18 protein-coding genes are annotated in these 15,393 nt (G+C 72.7%); 12 read left to right on the top strand and 6 right to left on the bottom strand.

Translation table 11 applies throughout. From position 1 onward, the window contains the following. Positions 1–168: 168 nt before the first annotated feature. The 4 genes from ABZ865_RS37870 to ABZ865_RS37855 are packed head-to-tail and all read left to right on the top strand — an operon-like array spanning position 169 to position 3,567. Positions 169–423, top strand: a complete 255-nt coding sequence (locus tag ABZ865_RS37870; protein ID WP_361240876.1) for an acyl carrier protein — start codon at positions 169–171, stop codon at positions 421–423. 3 nt (positions 424–426) lie between these two features. Continuing rightward, complete coding sequence (locus ABZ865_RS37865) at positions 427–1,239, top strand: alpha/beta hydrolase (protein WP_361240660.1); 813 nt, start codon at positions 427–429, stop codon at positions 1,237–1,239. Further along, the gene (locus tag ABZ865_RS37860; RefSeq protein WP_361240657.1) at positions 1,236–2,489 is read left to right on the top strand and encodes a glycosyltransferase; all 1,254 of its coding nucleotides are present in this window, start codon (positions 1,236–1,238) and stop codon (positions 2,487–2,489) included. The genes ABZ865_RS37865 and ABZ865_RS37860 overlap by 4 nt, the downstream gene beginning before the upstream one ends. A gap of 10 nt (positions 2,490–2,499) precedes the next feature. Next, entirely contained in the window at positions 2,500–3,567 is a 1,068-nt protein-coding gene (locus ABZ865_RS37855; RefSeq protein WP_361240655.1) for a class I SAM-dependent methyltransferase, read from the top strand. A 7-nt stretch (positions 3,568–3,574) separates the two neighbouring features. Here the strand turns inward: ABZ865_RS37855 and ABZ865_RS37850 are convergent, their stop codons facing one another. Then, on the bottom strand, positions 3,575–4,669 hold the full coding sequence (locus ABZ865_RS37850) for a lysylphosphatidylglycerol synthase transmembrane domain-containing protein (RefSeq protein ID WP_361240652.1): 1,095 nt from the start codon (positions 4,667–4,669) through the stop codon (positions 3,575–3,577). A 248-nt stretch (positions 4,670–4,917) separates the two neighbouring features. On the opposite strand from ABZ865_RS37850, the gene ABZ865_RS37845 reads away from it, so the two are divergent. Then, complete coding sequence (locus tag ABZ865_RS37845; protein ID WP_361240649.1) at positions 4,918–5,568, top strand: DedA family protein; 651 nt, start codon at positions 4,918–4,920, stop codon at positions 5,566–5,568. 20 nt (positions 5,569–5,588) lie between these two features. Here the strand turns inward: ABZ865_RS37845 and ABZ865_RS37840 are convergent, their stop codons facing one another. Further along, positions 5,589–6,116, bottom strand: a complete 528-nt coding sequence (locus ABZ865_RS37840) for a gamma carbonic anhydrase family protein (RefSeq protein ID WP_361240646.1) — start codon at positions 6,114–6,116, stop codon at positions 5,589–5,591. Between the two features lie 106 nt (positions 6,117–6,222). Here ABZ865_RS37840 and ABZ865_RS37835 point away from each other — a divergent pair, with 106 nt between their 5' ends. Continuing rightward, entirely contained in the window at positions 6,223–6,987 is a 765-nt protein-coding gene (locus tag ABZ865_RS37835) for an acyltransferase (RefSeq protein WP_361240643.1), read from the top strand. Position 6,988: 1 nt separating this feature from the next. Here the strand turns inward: ABZ865_RS37835 and ABZ865_RS37830 are convergent, their stop codons facing one another. After that, the gene (locus tag ABZ865_RS37830) at positions 6,989–7,846 is read right to left on the bottom strand and encodes an EamA family transporter (protein WP_361240873.1); all 858 of its coding nucleotides are present in this window, start codon (positions 7,844–7,846) and stop codon (positions 6,989–6,991) included. Positions 7,847–7,958: 112 nt separating this feature from the next. Between ABZ865_RS37830 and ABZ865_RS37825 the strand changes: the two genes are divergently transcribed. Both ABZ865_RS37825 and ABZ865_RS37820 read left to right on the top strand, forming a co-directional pair. Then, complete coding sequence (locus ABZ865_RS37825; protein ID WP_361240641.1) at positions 7,959–8,531, top strand: XRE family transcriptional regulator; 573 nt, start codon at positions 7,959–7,961, stop codon at positions 8,529–8,531. Between the two features lie 31 nt (positions 8,532–8,562). Beyond that, a complete protein-coding gene (locus ABZ865_RS37820; protein ID WP_361240638.1) occupies positions 8,563–9,120 on the top strand; it encodes a YbaK/EbsC family protein in 558 nt (185 codons plus the stop codon). 89 nt (positions 9,121–9,209) lie between these two features. Here ABZ865_RS37820 and ABZ865_RS37815 read toward each other — a convergent pair whose 3' ends face one another. Next, complete coding sequence (locus ABZ865_RS37815) at positions 9,210–10,409, bottom strand: cation diffusion facilitator family transporter (RefSeq protein ID WP_361240634.1); 1,200 nt, start codon at positions 10,407–10,409, stop codon at positions 9,210–9,212. 61 nt (positions 10,410–10,470) lie between these two features. Between ABZ865_RS37815 and ABZ865_RS37810 the strand changes: the two genes are divergently transcribed. Then, a complete protein-coding gene (locus tag ABZ865_RS37810; RefSeq protein WP_361240631.1) occupies positions 10,471–10,845 on the top strand; it encodes a metalloregulator ArsR/SmtB family transcription factor in 375 nt (124 codons plus the stop codon). 52 nt (positions 10,846–10,897) lie between these two features. Here ABZ865_RS37810 and ABZ865_RS37805 read toward each other — a convergent pair whose 3' ends face one another. After that, on the bottom strand, positions 10,898–12,544 hold the full coding sequence (locus ABZ865_RS37805; protein ID WP_361240628.1) for an APC family permease: 1,647 nt from the start codon (positions 12,542–12,544) through the stop codon (positions 10,898–10,900). Between the two features lie 203 nt (positions 12,545–12,747). Continuing rightward, complete coding sequence (locus ABZ865_RS37800; RefSeq protein WP_361240625.1) at positions 12,748–13,155, bottom strand: CoA-binding protein; 408 nt, start codon at positions 13,153–13,155, stop codon at positions 12,748–12,750. 160 nt (positions 13,156–13,315) lie between these two features. Between ABZ865_RS37800 and ABZ865_RS37795 the strand changes: the two genes are divergently transcribed. The 3 genes from ABZ865_RS37795 to ABZ865_RS37785 all read left to right on the top strand — a co-directional run bounded on the left by ABZ865_RS37795 (position 13,316) and on the right by ABZ865_RS37785 (position 15,313). Next, the gene (locus ABZ865_RS37795) at positions 13,316–14,053 is read left to right on the top strand and encodes a hypothetical protein (protein ID WP_361240622.1); all 738 of its coding nucleotides are present in this window, start codon (positions 13,316–13,318) and stop codon (positions 14,051–14,053) included. Then, entirely contained in the window at positions 14,050–14,601 is a 552-nt protein-coding gene (locus tag ABZ865_RS37790) for a histidine phosphatase family protein (protein ID WP_361240619.1), read from the top strand. Before ABZ865_RS37795 ends, ABZ865_RS37790 begins: the two co-directional genes overlap by 4 nt. An 85-nt stretch (positions 14,602–14,686) precedes the next feature. Then, a complete protein-coding gene (locus ABZ865_RS37785; protein WP_361240616.1) occupies positions 14,687–15,313 on the top strand; it encodes a YigZ family protein in 627 nt (208 codons plus the stop codon). Positions 15,314–15,393: the final 80 nt, after the last annotated feature.

Here is a 15,393-nt window from a genome sequence, read left to right as displayed (position 1 = left end):
GTGACCCACCACAGCCACGCGATCCACAACGGCCGACCTGACCAACCAGCCGAGGAGCACCCCCTGATGACCCCCACCCCGCCGGCCACCCCGCCGGCCCCCGCGCCGACGTCCTCTCCAGCCACCCCTCCGGCCTCCGCCGACGCCGTGCTCGCCGACATCACCGGCATGCTCCGCACCCTGCTCGCGGAGTACGGCGAGGACGACGTGGTGATCGGCATGTCGACGTCCTTCAACCACGACCTGGAACTGGAGAGCATCGACCTCGTCACCCTGGCGGGCCTGCTGGAGGAGCGGTACGGACGGCGGGTCAACCTCGCCGAGTTCCTGGCGGGCATGGAGTTCGACGAGATCATCGAGCTGACCGTCGGGCGGCTCGTCGAGTACGTGGTGTGGAGCCTGAAGACGACGGAGGCGGGCTGAGCCATGGCGATGGTCGACGCCGGCGGCATCCGGCTGCACGTCCAGCGCATGGGACCCACGGACGGCCGTACCCCGCACGCCACGGTCGTCCTGGTGCACGGGCTGCTCACCGACAGCCTGGCCAGCTACTACTTCACCGTGGCCCCCGTCTTCGTGGCGGCCGGCCTGGACGTCGTGATGTACGACCTGCGCGGGCACGGCCGCAGCGACCGCCCACGCGAGGGCTACACCCTCGACCACAACATCGACGACCTGGAGGCACTCCTCGCCCGGCTCGGGATCAGCGGCCGAATCCACCTCGTCGGCAACTCCTACGGCGGCACCATCGCCTTCGGCTACGCGGCCCGCCACCCCGAGCGCACCGCCGGCCTCACCCTGATCGAGTCCGAACCGGCGACCCCCGGCTGGGCGGCGAAACTCGGCCGCATTCTGCGCCGCGTGGTCGACGAACTGGCGTACAACCAGCCCGACGCGATCGCCTGGATCACCGCCCACCGCGGCCGGCACACCGCACGCCTGGCCAGGGGCGCGGCCCGGCTCGCCCTGGAGACCACGCTCGGCCGGGACATCCCCGCCAGCCGGGTGCTGACCGAGGAGCAGATCAGGGCCGTGCGCTGCCCGGTCCTCGGTGTGTACGGCGGTGACTCGGACCTGGTGGACCTGGTGCCGTTGATGGCGGCACGGCTGACGGACTTCCGGCCGGTCGTGCTGCCCGGGCACGAGCACTCGGTGCTGGTCGAGGCGGCCGGGACGGTCGGCGGGCACATCCTCGACCTGATCCACTCCGCCGGCGGCGCACGGGCCGGGGTCCGGTGAGCGGCTTCCTGTTCGTCGTCCCGCCGCTCGTCGGGCACATCAACCCGGCCGTCGGCGTCGCGGCCCGGCTCAGCGCGCGCGGACACCGGGTGGCCTGGGTGTGCGCCGACCCGGCGCTGGTACGGCGGCTCGCCGGCCCGGACGCGGACGTGTTCGCCTGCGCGGGGCCGGTGCCGGGTGCGGAGGGCGTCGTACGACCGCCGGGGCTGCGGGGCGCCGAGGCGCTGAAGTTCCTGTGGGAGTGGTACCTGGTGCCGCTCGCCGAGGCGATGGCGCCCGGCGTCCGGGCGGCCGTCCAGGAGGTCCGCCCCGATGTGGTCGTCGCGGATCAACAGGCCTTCGCCGGCGCCCTGGTGGCCGAGAGCCTGGGCCTGCCCTGGGCCACCTCCGCCACCACCTCGGCCGAGTTCACCGGCGCATACGACGGTCTGCCCAAGGTCGCCGAGTGGCTGCGGGAGCGGCTGGCCGGGCTGCGCGCCCGCATCGGCGACCCCGCCGGAACCGCCGACCCGCGCTACTCGCCCCACCTGATGCTGATCTTCAGCACCCCCGAACTGATCGGTCCCCAGGCGCCGTTGGGGGAGCGGATCCACTACGTCGGTCCGTCCCTCGCCGACCGGCCGTCGGGGTCCGGCTTTCCGTGGGAGTGGCTGGACCCCGGTCGGCAGAAGGTCCTGGTCACCCTGGGCACGGCCAACACGGACGCCGGGGGCCGCTTCCTCGCCGAGTGCCGTGCCGCCCTGCGCGAACGCGCCGACCGGGTGCAGGCGGTCGTCGTGGACCCCGGCGGCACCCTGGTCGCCGACGCCGCAGACCCCCTAGGACCCGCAGGCCCCGTAGATCCCCCAGGCCCCGCCGTCCCCACCCATCCCGCCGGTCCCGTCGACAAGGACGTGCTGATCCTGCCGTCCGTTCCCCAACTGCCGCTGCTGGAACGGATGGACGCGGTCGTCTGCCACGCCGGCCACAACACGGTGTGCGAGGCGCTCTGGCACGGCGTTCCGCTCGTCGTGGCGCCCATCCGCGACGACCAGCCCGTGGTGGCCGGCCAGGTGGTGGACGCGGGCGCCGGCGTGCGGGTCCGCTTCGGCCGGGTCACAGCTGCCCGTCTGGGCGAGGCCCTCGACACCGTGCTGCACGACCGCGCCCACCGGGTCGCCGCCGCCCGGGTCGGCACCGCGTTCCGCGCGGCGGGCGGCGCCCGCGCGGCGGCGGCCCACCTGGAACGACTGGCACACAGCAGCCCATGAGGGAGAGCCGATGAGCGACCACAGCACGAACGGCGAACGGATCGCCGCCCTGCGCCCCGCCTACCAGGCCGACCTGGCCGACGGCACGGACCGCTTCTTCGCGGCCCCGCGCACCACCTGCCCCTGGTGCGCCTCGGGCCGGCTGACCACCCGCCTGCGCACCACCGACCTGCTCCAGCACAAGCCGGGCCACTTCACCCTCGACCGGTGCGACGACTGCGGCCACACCTTCCAGAACCCTCAACTGACCGAGCAGGGCCTGGAGTTCTATTACCGCGACTTCTACGACGGCCTCGGCGAACAGCGCATGAGCGGCACCTTCGGCGGCCGTACCGCGATGTACCGGGGCCGCGCCGAGGCGATGCTGCCGCACGACCCCACCCCGAAGAACTGGCTGGACGTCGGCACCGGGCACGGCCACTTCTGCGAGGCCGCCCGGACAGTCCTGCCCGGCACCGCCTTCGACGGGCTGGACTTCACCGACGGCGTCGAACTCGCCGCCCGCGAGGGCCGCGTGGAGCACGCCTACCGTGGCGCCTTCCCCGACCTGGCCCCCGAACTCGCCGCCCGCTACGACGTGGTGAGCATGTTCCACTACCTGGAGCACAGCACCGACCCCGACCGTGAACTCCGCGCCGCCCACGAGGCGGTCCGCCCCGGCGGGCATCTCCTCATCGAGGTACCGGACCCGGAGAGCCGGTACGCCCGGCTCCTCGGCCGTTGGTGGCTGCCCTGGCTGCAGCCGCAGCACCTGCACTTCATGCCGGTCGCCAACCTGCGGGAACGGCTCGCCGCGCTCGGCTTCACGGTGGTCGCCGAGCAGCACACGGAACCGCACGACCCGGTCGACCTCCTGGCCGCCGTCTGGCTGGCCCTCGACCACACCGCCCCGCGCGAGGACGCGCCCTGGCTGCCCGAGCCGCCCGGCGCCCTCCGCCGGAGCCTGCGCACGGCACTGCTCCTTGCCGGGGTGCCGGCCCTGCTCTCGGCGGCCCTGCTCGACCGGTTCGCGGTACGCCCGCTCGCCCACCGCCTCGGCCTGTGCAACGCCTACCGTCTGGTCGCGCGCCGCCTGTGAGCGCCGCTCACAGCACCTTCGCGCGGAACAGCGCCGACAGCACGAGGGCGCCCGGCAGCAGCGGCAGCCAGTCGGTGAGCACCCGGTACCCGATGACGGTCGCCGTGGCCACGGCGGGCTCGGAGCCGAACGCGACCAGCGTCCACACCAGCGCCGCGTCCACCGCGAGCCCGCCGGGCGACGGCACGGCACCCACGGCGGTGCCCGCCGCCAGATAGGCGAGGACCACGTGCTCCCAGGGCAGCCCCAGCCCGAGCGCCGCCCCGACACAGACCAGGACGGCCGCCTGCACCAGCGGCATCGCCGCCGCCCCGCCCCACAGGGCCAGCACCCGGCCGGGCCGCGCGTGCACCTCCCGCACATCGGCGAGCGCGGACCGCACCAGCCCCGTCACCGGGCGCCGCAACGGCCGTACAACGATCACCAGCACCCCCGTCACCGTCACCACGGCACCCGCCACGACGGCGGCCGGCAGCAGCGCGCGCCCGTCCGGCACCAGCTCGCCGAGCCGTCGCCAGGCCGGGGACGCCGCGAGGAACACCAGCAGCACCAGCGTCTTCGCGACGGACTTGGCCAGCGAGTACAGGGCGATGGAAGCGGTGGCCCGAGCGGGCGGCACGCCCTGGGTACGCAGGAAGCGCAGCGTGACGGCGTGCGCGCCGAGGCCGCCGGGCAGCGCGTGGTTCGCGGCACCGGCGGCGACCTGCGAGGCCAGCAGCAGCCCCGGTGGCAACCGGTCCGGCAGCGCGCCCTGCCGGACACAGGAGGCGGCCACCCAGGTCAGACAGGTGAACCCGACGCCGGCCAGCAGCCACCAGGGATCGGCCGCTGCCAGCCGGGCAGCCCCGTCGTAGGCCATGGACCGATGGGTCAGCGCCCAGCCCGCGACGAGCAGGAGCGGAGACAGGCAGAGCGCGAGACGTACGGGCGGGGCCGCCAGGAGGGAGGCGCGGCGCGCCGGGGCCTCGGTCGGGGGACACGACGGCGAGGCGAGCGAGGGGGGAGAGGGGAGAGAGGAGCGCGAGGACAGCGAGGAGCCTGCGGAGAGCGAGGACAGCGAGGAGAGAGGGGTGACCGAGGAGAGCGGGGACAGTGAGGACACGGGGACGTGGTCCTTCCGCATCGGGCCCCGCGGCGGGGACCTGGGGGAGGCGGATCGGCGAAACCGCGGAGAGCCTCCCCCTCCCGCATGACATCGGGATGTCCGACAACCGAAGGAGCAGGGGCGGGACGGTGCCGCCGCAGGCACGGTCAGCCGCCGTTCACCGCCGACCAGGTAGCCTTCCCAGTGGGCGTGCCGCGCATGCGACGCCCCGGCAGGCAGCGACAGCGACAGGGGAGGAACCCGCGGTGCACGTCCAGGAATGGCTCGACACGGTGCCTGCGGCCGCCGTCTACGCCGTGGTCGGCCTGGTGATCGGTCTGGAGAGCCTGGGCATTCCGCTGCCGGGCGAGATCATCCTGGTCTCGGCGGCGCTCATGTCCTCCCAGCACTCCGGCATCAACCCGATCGTCCTCGGCGTCTGTGCCACCGCCGGGGCCGTGATCGGCGACTCCATCGGCTACGCCATCGGCCGCAAGGGCGGCCGCCCCCTGCTGGCCTGGCTGGGCAAGAAGTTCCCGAAGCACTTCGGCGAGGCCCACGTCGCCACCGCCGAGCGGTCCTTCGAGAAGTGGGGCATGTGGGCCGTGTTCTTCGGCCGCTTCGTCGCCCTGCTGCGCATCTTCGCCGGCCCCCTCGCGGGCGTCCTCCACATGCCGTACTGGAAGTTCTTCATCGCGAACCTCCTCGGCGGCATCTGCTGGGCCGGCGGCACCACGGCCGTCATCTACTACGTCGGCGTCGTCGCCGAGGACTGGCTCAAGCGCTTCTCGTACCTGGGCCTGGTGGCAGCGGTCCTCATCGGCCTGACGTCGATGCTGATCCTGAAGCGCAAGGCCAAGAAGACCCAGGCCGAGCACGAGGACCGAGAAGCGGAACCGGTCGGCGCCGGGGAGTAGCGCTCCCGCGAGCGGTCCTCCTACTGGTGCACGTCCTTGTGCGCCTTCGCCAGCTCCGCGTACATCGTGCCGTTGAGCGTGACCCCCTGCCGCTCCTCCTCCGAGAGCTCCCGCCGCACCTTCGCCGGCACGCCCGCCACCAACGACCCGGGCGGCACCACCATCCCCTGCGGCACCAGCGCCTGGGCGGCGACCAGCGACCCGGCCCCGATCACGGCCCCGTTCAGCACGGTCGCCCCCATGCCGATGAGGCAGTCGTCCCCCACGGTCGCCCCGTGCACCACCGCGTTGTGCCCGATGGAAACCCGCTCGCCGATGGTCACCGGAAACCCGGGATCCGCGTGCAGCGTGACGTTGTCCTGCACGTTCGCCTGAGCGCCCACGGTGATCCGCTCGACGTCGCCGCGCACCACGGCGCCGTACCAGACGCCGGCCCCCGCGTGCAGGGTCACGTTCCCGATCACCGAGGCCGTGGGCGCGACGAACGCCTCCGGATCGACCTGGGGTTCGTTCCCGCCGATGCCCACGATCAGCGCCTTGTGCGTCATCACGTCTCCCTGAGTCCGTAGTCCTGGGCACCGTACGTCACGACTGGGGCAAAGATCACAGGGGCCCACCCTCTCGCCGGAGGCAACCGGTGAGTAACGTGAGCCCGTGCCGAAGAGCAAGAACACGTTCTCATCCTGGAGACGGGGCCTCGCCCAGCGTGCCGTCCACGCGGCCTGGTCCTGGGTCCAGCGCACGGGATCGGTGTCGGCCGAGAACCCCGGCCGTTTCCGCTTCGGCTCGATCGGCGAAGCCACCCGGCTGGCCTTCCCGCTCGGCACGATCTTCGGCGAGCCCTGGATCCACCTCGGCTCGTACTGCATCGTCGGCGAGCAGGTCACCCTCACCGCCGGCCTGATGCCGGACCTGGACCTCGGGCCCGATCCGATCCTGCGCATCGGCGACGGAGTCGTCCTCGGCCGCGGCAGCCATGTCATCGCCGACACCAGCGTCACCATCGGCAGCGACTGCTACTTCGGGCCGTACGTCTACGTCACCTCCACCAACCACTCCTACGACGACCCGCACGAGCCCATCGGCAAGCAGTGGCCGCGGATGGAGCCGGTCGAGATCGGCCCGGGCTGCTGGATCGGCACCGGCGCGGTGATCCTGCCGGGCGCGCGGATCGGCCGGAACGTGGTCGTCGCGGCCGGTGCGGTGGTGCGGGGCACGGTCCCCGACCACGCCGTGGTGGCGGGGGCGCCCGCCCGGGTCGTACGGCGCTGGACGCCCGACGAGGGCTGGCAGCCGCCGCTCCGGACCCCGGCGCCGGTGCCGCTGCCGGACGGGATCACGCCGGAGCAGCTGCGGGCGCTGGCCGACCTCGACGAGGAGGCGGTCGAGGGACTGGCCCGGCTGGAGGCCGACGGCTGACTCAGCCGGTCGCCAGCAGCAGCGTGCCCAGCAGGGCGAGCCCCGCGCCCGCCGCCTGGATGCCGCGCAGCCGCTCGCTGAGGAAACCGCGCGCGGCGAGCGCGGTCACCACCGGGTAGAGCGAGGCGAGCACCGCCGCCACGGTGACCGGGCCGTGCTGGGCGGCGACCGCGTACGTGCCGTTGGCCGCCACGTCCGCGAGGCCGACGAAGGCCAGCGCCGGCAGCGCGGTCCGGGGCAGGCCCTCCGCCGGCAGCGCGGGAGCACCCCGCCGGACGGACGCGTACAGCGCGGCTCCGCCCACCGCGACGCTCGTCACGCGCTGCGCGAAGAGGGACAGGAACAGGCCGGTGACGTTGGTCGACGCCTCCGTGATCAGCGCGAAGACCGTGCCGAAGCCGAGCGCCGAGATCAGTGTGAGGACGATCGTCTGCCGCTGCACGGGCGCGCCCCGCAGCTGGGGCCCGCCCGCCAGGACGACACCGGCGACGGCGACCGCGATGCCCGCGACCTGAAGCGATCCGGGGCGCTCGCCGAGGACCAGCCCCACCCCCATGGGCACGGCCACGCTGAGCGTGGCGAGCGGGGAGACGACACCCATGGGGCCGAGGGCGAGGGCCTTGTAGAAAGAGAACACGGCGACCGGGCCGGCCAGGCCCGCCGCGACCGCGAACCAGAGGCGTGGTCCGGCCTCGCTCCAGCCGCCGGTGGCGACCACGATCACCCCCAGGACGGCCGCGGCGATCGCCTGCGACGCGACCACCACCGTCAGTGCGGGCGTGCGCCGGGTCAGCAGCCCGCCGCCGAAGTCGGCCAGTCCCCACAGGAGGCTGGTGGTCAGGGCGAAGAACGCGGTCACTGGTGCCTCGCAGTACAGTTTGATGAACGAACGGTGCACCCCACCGTAGTTCGGTCAGTTGAACTCTGTCATCCATAATATTGCACTCTGGCTCCCGGATATTGGACGGAACGTGTCGGACCTCGAAACCCTGACCCAGTCCCTGGCGCGCAACGTCAAGCACTGGCGCGCGGTGCGCGGCTTCACCCTGGACGTGCTCGCCGCCCGGTCCGGCGTCAGCCGCGGCATGCTCATCCAGATCGAGCAGGCCCGCACCAATCCGAGCATCGGCACCGTCGTCAAGATCGGCGACGCGCTCGGCGTCAGCATCACCACCCTGCTCGACTACGAGCAGGGCCCGAAGGTCCGCATCGTTCCCGCCGAGCGGGCGGTACGGATGTGGCACACCGACGCCGGCAGCTACAACCGGCTCCTGGCCGGCACCGAGGCGCCCGGACCGCTGGAGATGTGGGACTGGCGGCTGATGCCGGGGGACAGCAGCCCCTCCGAACCCCACCCCGCCGGCACCGTCGAACTGGTCCACGTCACCGCGGGCGAGCTGACGCTCACCGTGGACGGCGAGGACCACCGCGTTCCCGCCGGGGCGAGCGTGTCCTTCGAGGCCAACGTCCCGCACGTGTACGGCAACACCGGCGACGTGCCCATGGAGATGGTGATGGCGGTCTCGGTGCCGCCCGTGCACTGAGCTGCTTCGGCGCGGCTGTTAGCGTGCGGCCATGCGCGCACCCATCGGAGACTTCGACACCGCCATCCCCGCCCCGGACTGCCTGGACGAGCTGACCGCCCCGGTCGCCGACGCCGTACGCCACTGGCGGGGCGGCGTCCCCGCCGACCGGATCGTCTACGTCGACACGGACCCGCAGTGGGCCGACACGGCCGTCTTCGTCGAGCACTACGGCCGCGACCTGCTGGAGCGGTCGGCGAACTGCGTGGTGGTCGCGGGCAAGCGCGGCGGCGAGACCACCCTGGCGGCGTGCCTGGTGCTCTCCACCACCCGGGTCGACGTCAACGGCGTCGTACGCCGCCAACTCGGTGCCCGCAAGGCCTCGTTCGCCTCCATGGACACGGCGACCGGCGAGACCGGCATGGAGTACGGCGGCATCACCCCGATTGGACTGCCCGACGGCTGGCCGGTGCTGGTGGACGCGGCCGTGGTGGACCTGCCGTACGTCCTGGTCGGCAGCGGACGCCGGCGCGGCAAGCTGCTCGTGCCGGGCAAGGCGCTCGCCGAACTGCCCGGCGCGGTGGTGCTGGAGGGGCTCGGCGTCGCCTGAGGCCAGGCTGTCGGACGGCTGGGCGCCGGGATCAGGCCGTCGGATGGTTGAGTGCTGAGATCAGGCCGTCGGATGGTTGAGTGCTGACATCAGGCCGTCAGATGGTGGGCCAGTGCCAGATGCGGATCGGCCTCACCTGGAACGGGTGCCGGATCGGCGTGCACCAGGGCGGCCGTGAGTCTCGGTACGGCGTGCAGCAGCGCGTGCTCGGCCTCCACGGCGATCGCGTGCGCCTGGCGGACCGTCGCCTCGCCGTCCACCACGACCGCCAGCTCCGCCCGCAGCCGGTGCCCGATCCACCGCAGCCGCAGCTCGCCCACCTCGCGCACGCCCGGCACGGTGCGTACCGCCCGTTCGGCCCGGTCCACCAGCGCCGGGTCGACGGCGTCCATCACCCGCCGGAACACCTCCCGCGCCGCGTCCCGCAGCACGAGCATGATCGCGGCGGTGATCGCCAGCCCCACCAGCGGGTCGGCCAGTTGCCAGCCCAGGGCCGCACCGCCGGCGCCCAGCAGCACGGCCAGTGAGGTGAACCCGTCGGTCCGGGCGTGCAGCCCGTCGGCGACCAGTGCGGCCGAGCCGATCTCCCGGCCCACCCGGATCCGGTACCGGGCCACCCACTCGTTGCCCACGAAGCCGACCAGCGCGGCCACCGCCACCGCCGGCAGATGCTCGACCGGGCGCGGATCCAGCAGCCGATCGACGGCCGCCCAGGCCGCGAAGGCGGCGGACGCGGCGATGGTCAGCACGATCGCCAGCCCCGCCACGTCCTCGGCACGCCCGTAGCCGTAGGTGAACCGCCGGGTCGCCGCACGCCGTCCCAGCACGAAGGCGATGCCCAGCGGTACGGCCGTCAGCGCGTCCGCCGCGTTGTGCACCGTGTCGCCGAGGAGTGCCACCGACCCGGACACGGCCACCACCGCCGCCTGCGCCAACGCGGTCACCCCGAGCACGGCCAACGACACCCACAGGGCGCGCATGCCCCGAGCCGACGCCTCCAGGGCGGGGTCGAGCTTGTCGGCGGTCTCGTGGGAGTGGGGGGTGAGGAGGTGAACGAGCCGGTGGCGAAGGCCGGGGGAGGAGCGGGGGTGAGGGTGGGGATGGGCATGTGCGGGCGCCTGACCGTGGCTGTGGCTATGGCTGTCGCCGTGGCCGTGGCCGTGGCCGTGGCCGTGGTCATGGCTGTGGTCATGGCTGTGGGGCTGGTCGCCGTGCCGGTGCGTGTGCCCGGCGCCGGGGTCGGGTGCGTGCTCGTGCCCCGGGTGCCGGTGCGTGTGCCGCTCGCTCACGTGGATCCCCTTCCGGTGTGCGGGAGTGGACGCATGGCGCCCACGACGCCATTATGTGCGTATGAGCGCACGCATGCACCTATCACCTGCGCACCATGCGCAGCGGCGCACCCCGGGCGACGAGCAGTTCACGGTCGCCGCCGAACTCCTCGCCCTGCTCGGCGACCGCACCCGCCTCACCCTGCTGCACGCTCTGACGGCGGACGAGGCCGACGTCACCACGCTCACCCAGGCATGCGGCGCAGCCCGGCCCGCCGTCAGCCAGCACCTGGCCCGGCTGCGCCTCGCCGGACTCGTGACCACGCGCAAGGAAGGCCGTCGGGTGGTCTACTCGCTCCGCGACGGCCATCTGCGCCGCCTGGTCGAGGAGGCGCTGAAGGTGGCCGACCACCGGCTCGCCGAGAAATCCTCCGCCGAGACGGAGAGCCGGACATGACGGTGCCCCGTCGGCCGGGGACCGGCCGACGGGGCACCAGGGAGCGAGGGGCTCAGTGCGCGGGGGCGTCGGTGACGACGACCTCGTCGATGCTGCGCTCGATCGCCTCGGGCTTCGACGCGGTGGCCTTGGCCCAGTAGTAGATGCCGAGCGAGAAGGCGGCGACGACCAGGATGTCCCACCACAGCGGGATGTTGCCCTGGCTGCCCTCGCCGAAGCCGCCCTGCCAGGAGATCAGGCCGATGCCCAGCAGGTAGGCGGGCAGCCACTGCGCGGCCTTGAAGTCCATCCGGGGCGCGTCGGGCTTCTTCGTGGCGTTGGCCCACAGGGCGTAGGAGCCCAGCAGCAGGTAGCCGAGCAGGATGGCGAAGCCCAGGCGCCACAGCGTGTTCCAGCCGGCCCAGTAGATGATCAGGTTGGCGACCACGAACGACAGCGGCGCGACGACCTTGCCGGCGGGCAGCCGGTACGGGCGCTCGAAGTGCGGCAGCCGGTCGGCGAAGACGCCGTAGGCCAGCGGCGCACCCGCGTACATCAGCACGCTCGCCGAGGTGATGAAGCCGACCAGCTCCTGCCAGCTGGGGAACGGCATGAAGCAGACCACACCGGTGACGAAGGACATGATGAGGCCGACCCACGGCACGCCGCGCTTGTCGGTCTTGGCGAACGCCTTCGGTGCGTAGCCGTTCTTGGCCAGGCCGTAGGAGACGCGGGAGGTGGCGGTGGTGTAGATCAGGCCGGTGCCGCCGGGGGAGATGATGGCGTCGATGTAGAGGACCCAGCCCAGCCAGCCGAGGCCCACCAGGGTCGCGAGGCCCGCCCACGGGCCACTGATGCCCGGGAAGTCCAGCTTGGCCCAGCCGTGCGCGAACGAGCTGTGCGGCAGCGCGGCGATGAACACGACCTGCAGAAGGATGTAGATCGCGGCGCCGATCGCGACCGAGCCGAGGGTCGCGCGCGGCAGGTCACGCTTCGGGTTGCGGCTCTCGCCCGCCAGCTGGATCGCCTGCTCGAAGCCGAGCAGCGCGAAGATGATGCCGCTGGAGCTGATGGCGCCGAGCACGCCCTTGGCGCCGAACGGCGCGAAGCCCTCCGAGGTGAAGTTGCTGCCGTGGAAGTTGGTCGCGGCGATGACGAAGATCGCCCCGAGCGGGACGGCGATCTTCCACCAGGTGGCCGCGCTGTTGGTGTGGGCCAGGGCCCGGACACCGAAGAAGTTGACGCCGACGAACACGGCCATGAGGACGACGGCCGTGACGAAACCGCCGGTGGTCAGCGTTCCGTCGGCGTGCTGCAGGCTCTGGGCCCACTTCCAGTGACCGGCGTAGCCGATCATGGCCTCGACCTCGATCGGGGCCACGGTGGCCGCCTGCAGCCAGGCGAACCAGCCGAAGGACATGCCGGCCAGGCCGCCGAACGCGTAGTGCGGGTAGCGGGCGGTGCCGCCGGCCACCGGGAACATGCCGCCGAGTTCGGCGTGCACGAGTGCCAGCAGGACGATGGCGACCGTGCCGATCACCCACGAGATGATCGCCGCGGGGCCGGCCACGACGACCGCCTTCTCGGCTCCGTACAGCCAGCCGGAACCGATGATGGAGCCGACCGAGGCCCACATCAGACCGATCAGTCCGACGTCGCGGCGCAGGCCGCCGGTGTCCTTCGCGGCTGTCGGGGGCGCGGCATGGTCGAGTTTCACCATGTCAGGGTGGGCCTCTCAGATCGTTAACGCATTATTGACGAGCAATGAGGCCAAAGGCTAGGAACGCTTTCCGCCGCCGCAAAGACTGATTACCAAATCTTGACCCGGAATCTTGCCTGTCTTGGGGTGAGCCTTCACACAGGTCAGACGCCAAGTGAGAATGTCAATATTCAGCGGAGAATTGTGATGAAGACGCAGATACGCTAGGGCAAGAGGGGAATTTCGATCGCCGGGCAGCGATCCATGACCATGTCAAGTCCGGCTTTCCGGGCCCGTTCGTAGGCGGGCTTGTCGACGACTCCGAGCTGGAACCACACCGCCCTGGCGCCCTTGGCCACCGCCTCGTCGGCGACCGTTCCGGCCAGCTCGCTGTTGACGAACACGTCGACCACGTCCACCTCGAAGGGAATGTCCGCGAGGGAGGCGTAGCCCTGCTCGCCGTGCACCGTCTCCGCCTTGGGGTGCACCGGCACGATCCGCTTGCCGAACCGCTGCAGCACCTGCGCCACGCGGTACGCGGCCCGCTGTGGGTTCGAGGACAGGCCGACCACCGCCCAGGTGTCACCCAGCTCGGTCAGGATCCTGCGGATCGTCGCTTCGTCGCCGTACACGGCCGCCTCCTCGGGGCTTCGGGGAACTGTCGTGGGGGCAACATCGCCCACGGGACACCGATTCCCGCACCCTCCGACGACCCGCCCGGCATCCCGCCACGGCGTCCGGAATCGGCGCAAGGTGCCTGCGTACGGGCGTTCGCGCGCCTACGCTCGCCCCGTGCTGCGCATCCTCGACGCCCGAACCGGTGAGCCCGTCTCCGCCGCCCCCGCCCGCCGCGGTCTGACCCGGATCGAGGCCTACGCCTCCGGACTCGACCTGACATCCCTGCGCGTGTTGCTCACCGCCGACCTCCTCGTCCGCGCCCTGGAACTCGGCGGCACCCCCGTCTGGACGATCCTCACGGCCCCGCGCCAGCGCGCGGAACTCCGCACCGCCGCGACGACCCTGGGCATCCGCCCGTTCGAGGAGGGCCGCGACCTGGCCTCGGGGCTGGGTGAGGCGCAGACCCTCCACGTGATGGAGGAGGGGGAGACGACACCCGGGGGCGGGGTGGTGCTGACGGTGGCACCGGTGGCGGCCGGCGCCCCCCGGCTCCAGACCCTCCTGGCCGACTCCGACCCCTCCACCCTGCGCCTCGCCCTGCTCTCCGTTCCCCGGAACACGCCGGCACGGCTGGACGAAGCGGCACTGGACGACGCCGCGCGGACCCTCGCCCGCTGGCGTTCCGCGGTCGCGCGATGGGCGCGGTCGCCCTCGCGGCCGGTGCCGGACGACGTGCGGGCGCGACTGCGGGAGGCCTGGGAGGACGATCTGGATCTACCGGGGGTGTTGAATGTGCTGAGAGACGTCGAGAACGGCCCGGAGCCGGCCGACGGCGCGCGGTTCGAGACGTACGCGTACGCCGACCGCCTCCTCGCTCTCGACCTCGCCCGCGACCTGGGGAGCCTCGCATGATGGAGCGGTCGGGTGTGGGCCCGCTGCGCAGGCTGATCGTGCTGCGGCACGCCAAGTCGGCCTGGCCCGACGGCGTCGAGGATCACCGGCGCCCGCTGGCGCCGCGCGGCCTGCGGGACGCGCCGGCCGCCGGGCGCGCCCTCGCCGAGGCGGACGACCTGCCCGACCTCGCGCTGTGCTCCACCGCCGTACGGGCCCGCCAGACGTGGGAGCTGGCCTCCGCCCAGTGGGGCACACCGCCCCCGGTGCGCTACGACCACCGGCTGTACGCGGCTTCCGTGCCGGACCTGCTGGAGGTCGTGCACGAGACGCCGCCGGAGGTGGAGACGCTGCTGGTGGTCGGGCACAACCCGGGGCTGGAGCAGCTGGTCCTGGAGCTGGCGGGCGACGGCCTGGACGACACCCTGGAGCGGCTGCGCGAGAAGTTCCCGACCTCCGCGCTCGCCCTGCTGGCCTGGCACGGCACCGGATGGCCCGCGCTCACCGCCGGTACGGCGCTGCTGACGTCGTTCACCGTCCCGCGCGGCAAGAAGAACAAGGAGAAGTAGCCGGGCCCACGCGGCAGGGAAGAGCGGCCCGGCCCGGCCGAGGTGCGCGTACGGACCACCGCGGCACTCCGCATAGGCTGGCGGGATGCAGGACGAGTACCGCACAGTGGCCCGCGCGGGTGTGCACGAGACCGAGATCAACCGCTCCCGCTTCCTGTGCGCCCTCGCCCCGGCGGCCACCGAACAGGAGGCCCAGGAGTTCATCGCCTCCGTCCGCAAGGAGCACGCCGACGCCACGCACAACTGCTGGGCGTACGTCATCGGCGCCGACGCGGGCGTGCAGAAGGCGAGCGACGACGGCGAACCGGGCGGCACCGCGGGCGTCCCCATGCTTCAGATGCTGCTGCGCCGCGACATGCGGTACGTCGTCGCCGTGGTCACCCGTTACTACGGGGGCGTCAAGCTCGGCGCGGGCGGCCTGATCCGCGCCTACGGCGGCTCCGTCGGCGAGGCCCTGGACGCGCTCGGCACGATCACCCGGCGCCGCTTCCGGCTGGCCACGGTCACCGTCGACCACCAGCGCGCGGGCAAGGTCCAGAACGACCTGCGCTCCACCGGCCGCGAGGTCCGGGACGTCCGCTACGGCGAGGAGGTCACCATCGAGATCGGCCTGCCGGACGCCGACGTGGACGCCTTCCGCGCGTGGCTGGCCGATGTGACGGCGGGCACGGCGGGGTTCGAACTGGGCGGGGAGGCGTACGGGGACGCGTGACGTGCATCCCTTGCAGCGCAGGGATGTTCGTGGCTAATCGGGCATAACGGGCGCATGTGGGCAAGGTCGTGACGGTCTGA

It is taken from the genome of Streptomyces sp. NPDC047085, assembly GCF_040643735.1.
In the GTDB taxonomy this organism is placed as follows: Bacteria; Actinomycetota; Actinomycetes; order Streptomycetales; family Streptomycetaceae; genus Streptomyces.
The sequence above is the reverse complement of the archived record's forward strand: the minus strand, read 5'-3'. Positions and strand labels throughout refer to the sequence as shown.

Excerpts from the sequence above, each read along its gene's own strand:
- ABZ865_RS37840 (WP_361240646.1), bottom strand. The coding sequence starts at position 6,116 with ATGACGCACAAGGCGCTGATCGTGGGCATCGGCGGGAACGAACCCCAG.
- ABZ865_RS37820 (WP_361240638.1), top strand. The coding sequence starts at position 8,563 with ATGCGCGCACCCATCGGAGACTTCGACACCGCCATCCCCGCCCCGGAC.
- ABZ865_RS37805 (WP_361240628.1), bottom strand. The coding sequence starts at position 12,544 with ATGGTGAAACTCGACCATGCCGCGCCCCCGACAGCCGCGAAGGACACC.
- ABZ865_RS37870 (WP_361240876.1), top strand. The coding sequence starts at position 169 with ATGCTCCGCACCCTGCTCGCGGAGTACGGCGAGGACGACGTGGTGATC.
- ABZ865_RS37865 (WP_361240660.1), top strand. The coding sequence starts at position 427 with ATGGCGATGGTCGACGCCGGCGGCATCCGGCTGCACGTCCAGCGCATG.
- ABZ865_RS37855 (WP_361240655.1), top strand. The coding sequence starts at position 2,500 with ATGAGCGACCACAGCACGAACGGCGAACGGATCGCCGCCCTGCGCCCC.
- ABZ865_RS37790 (WP_361240619.1), top strand. The coding sequence starts at position 14,050 with ATGATGGAGCGGTCGGGTGTGGGCCCGCTGCGCAGGCTGATCGTGCTG.
- ABZ865_RS37810 (WP_361240631.1), top strand. The coding sequence starts at position 10,471 with ATGAGCGCACGCATGCACCTATCACCTGCGCACCATGCGCAGCGGCGC.
- ABZ865_RS37785 (WP_361240616.1), top strand. The coding sequence starts at position 14,687 with ATGCAGGACGAGTACCGCACAGTGGCCCGCGCGGGTGTGCACGAGACC.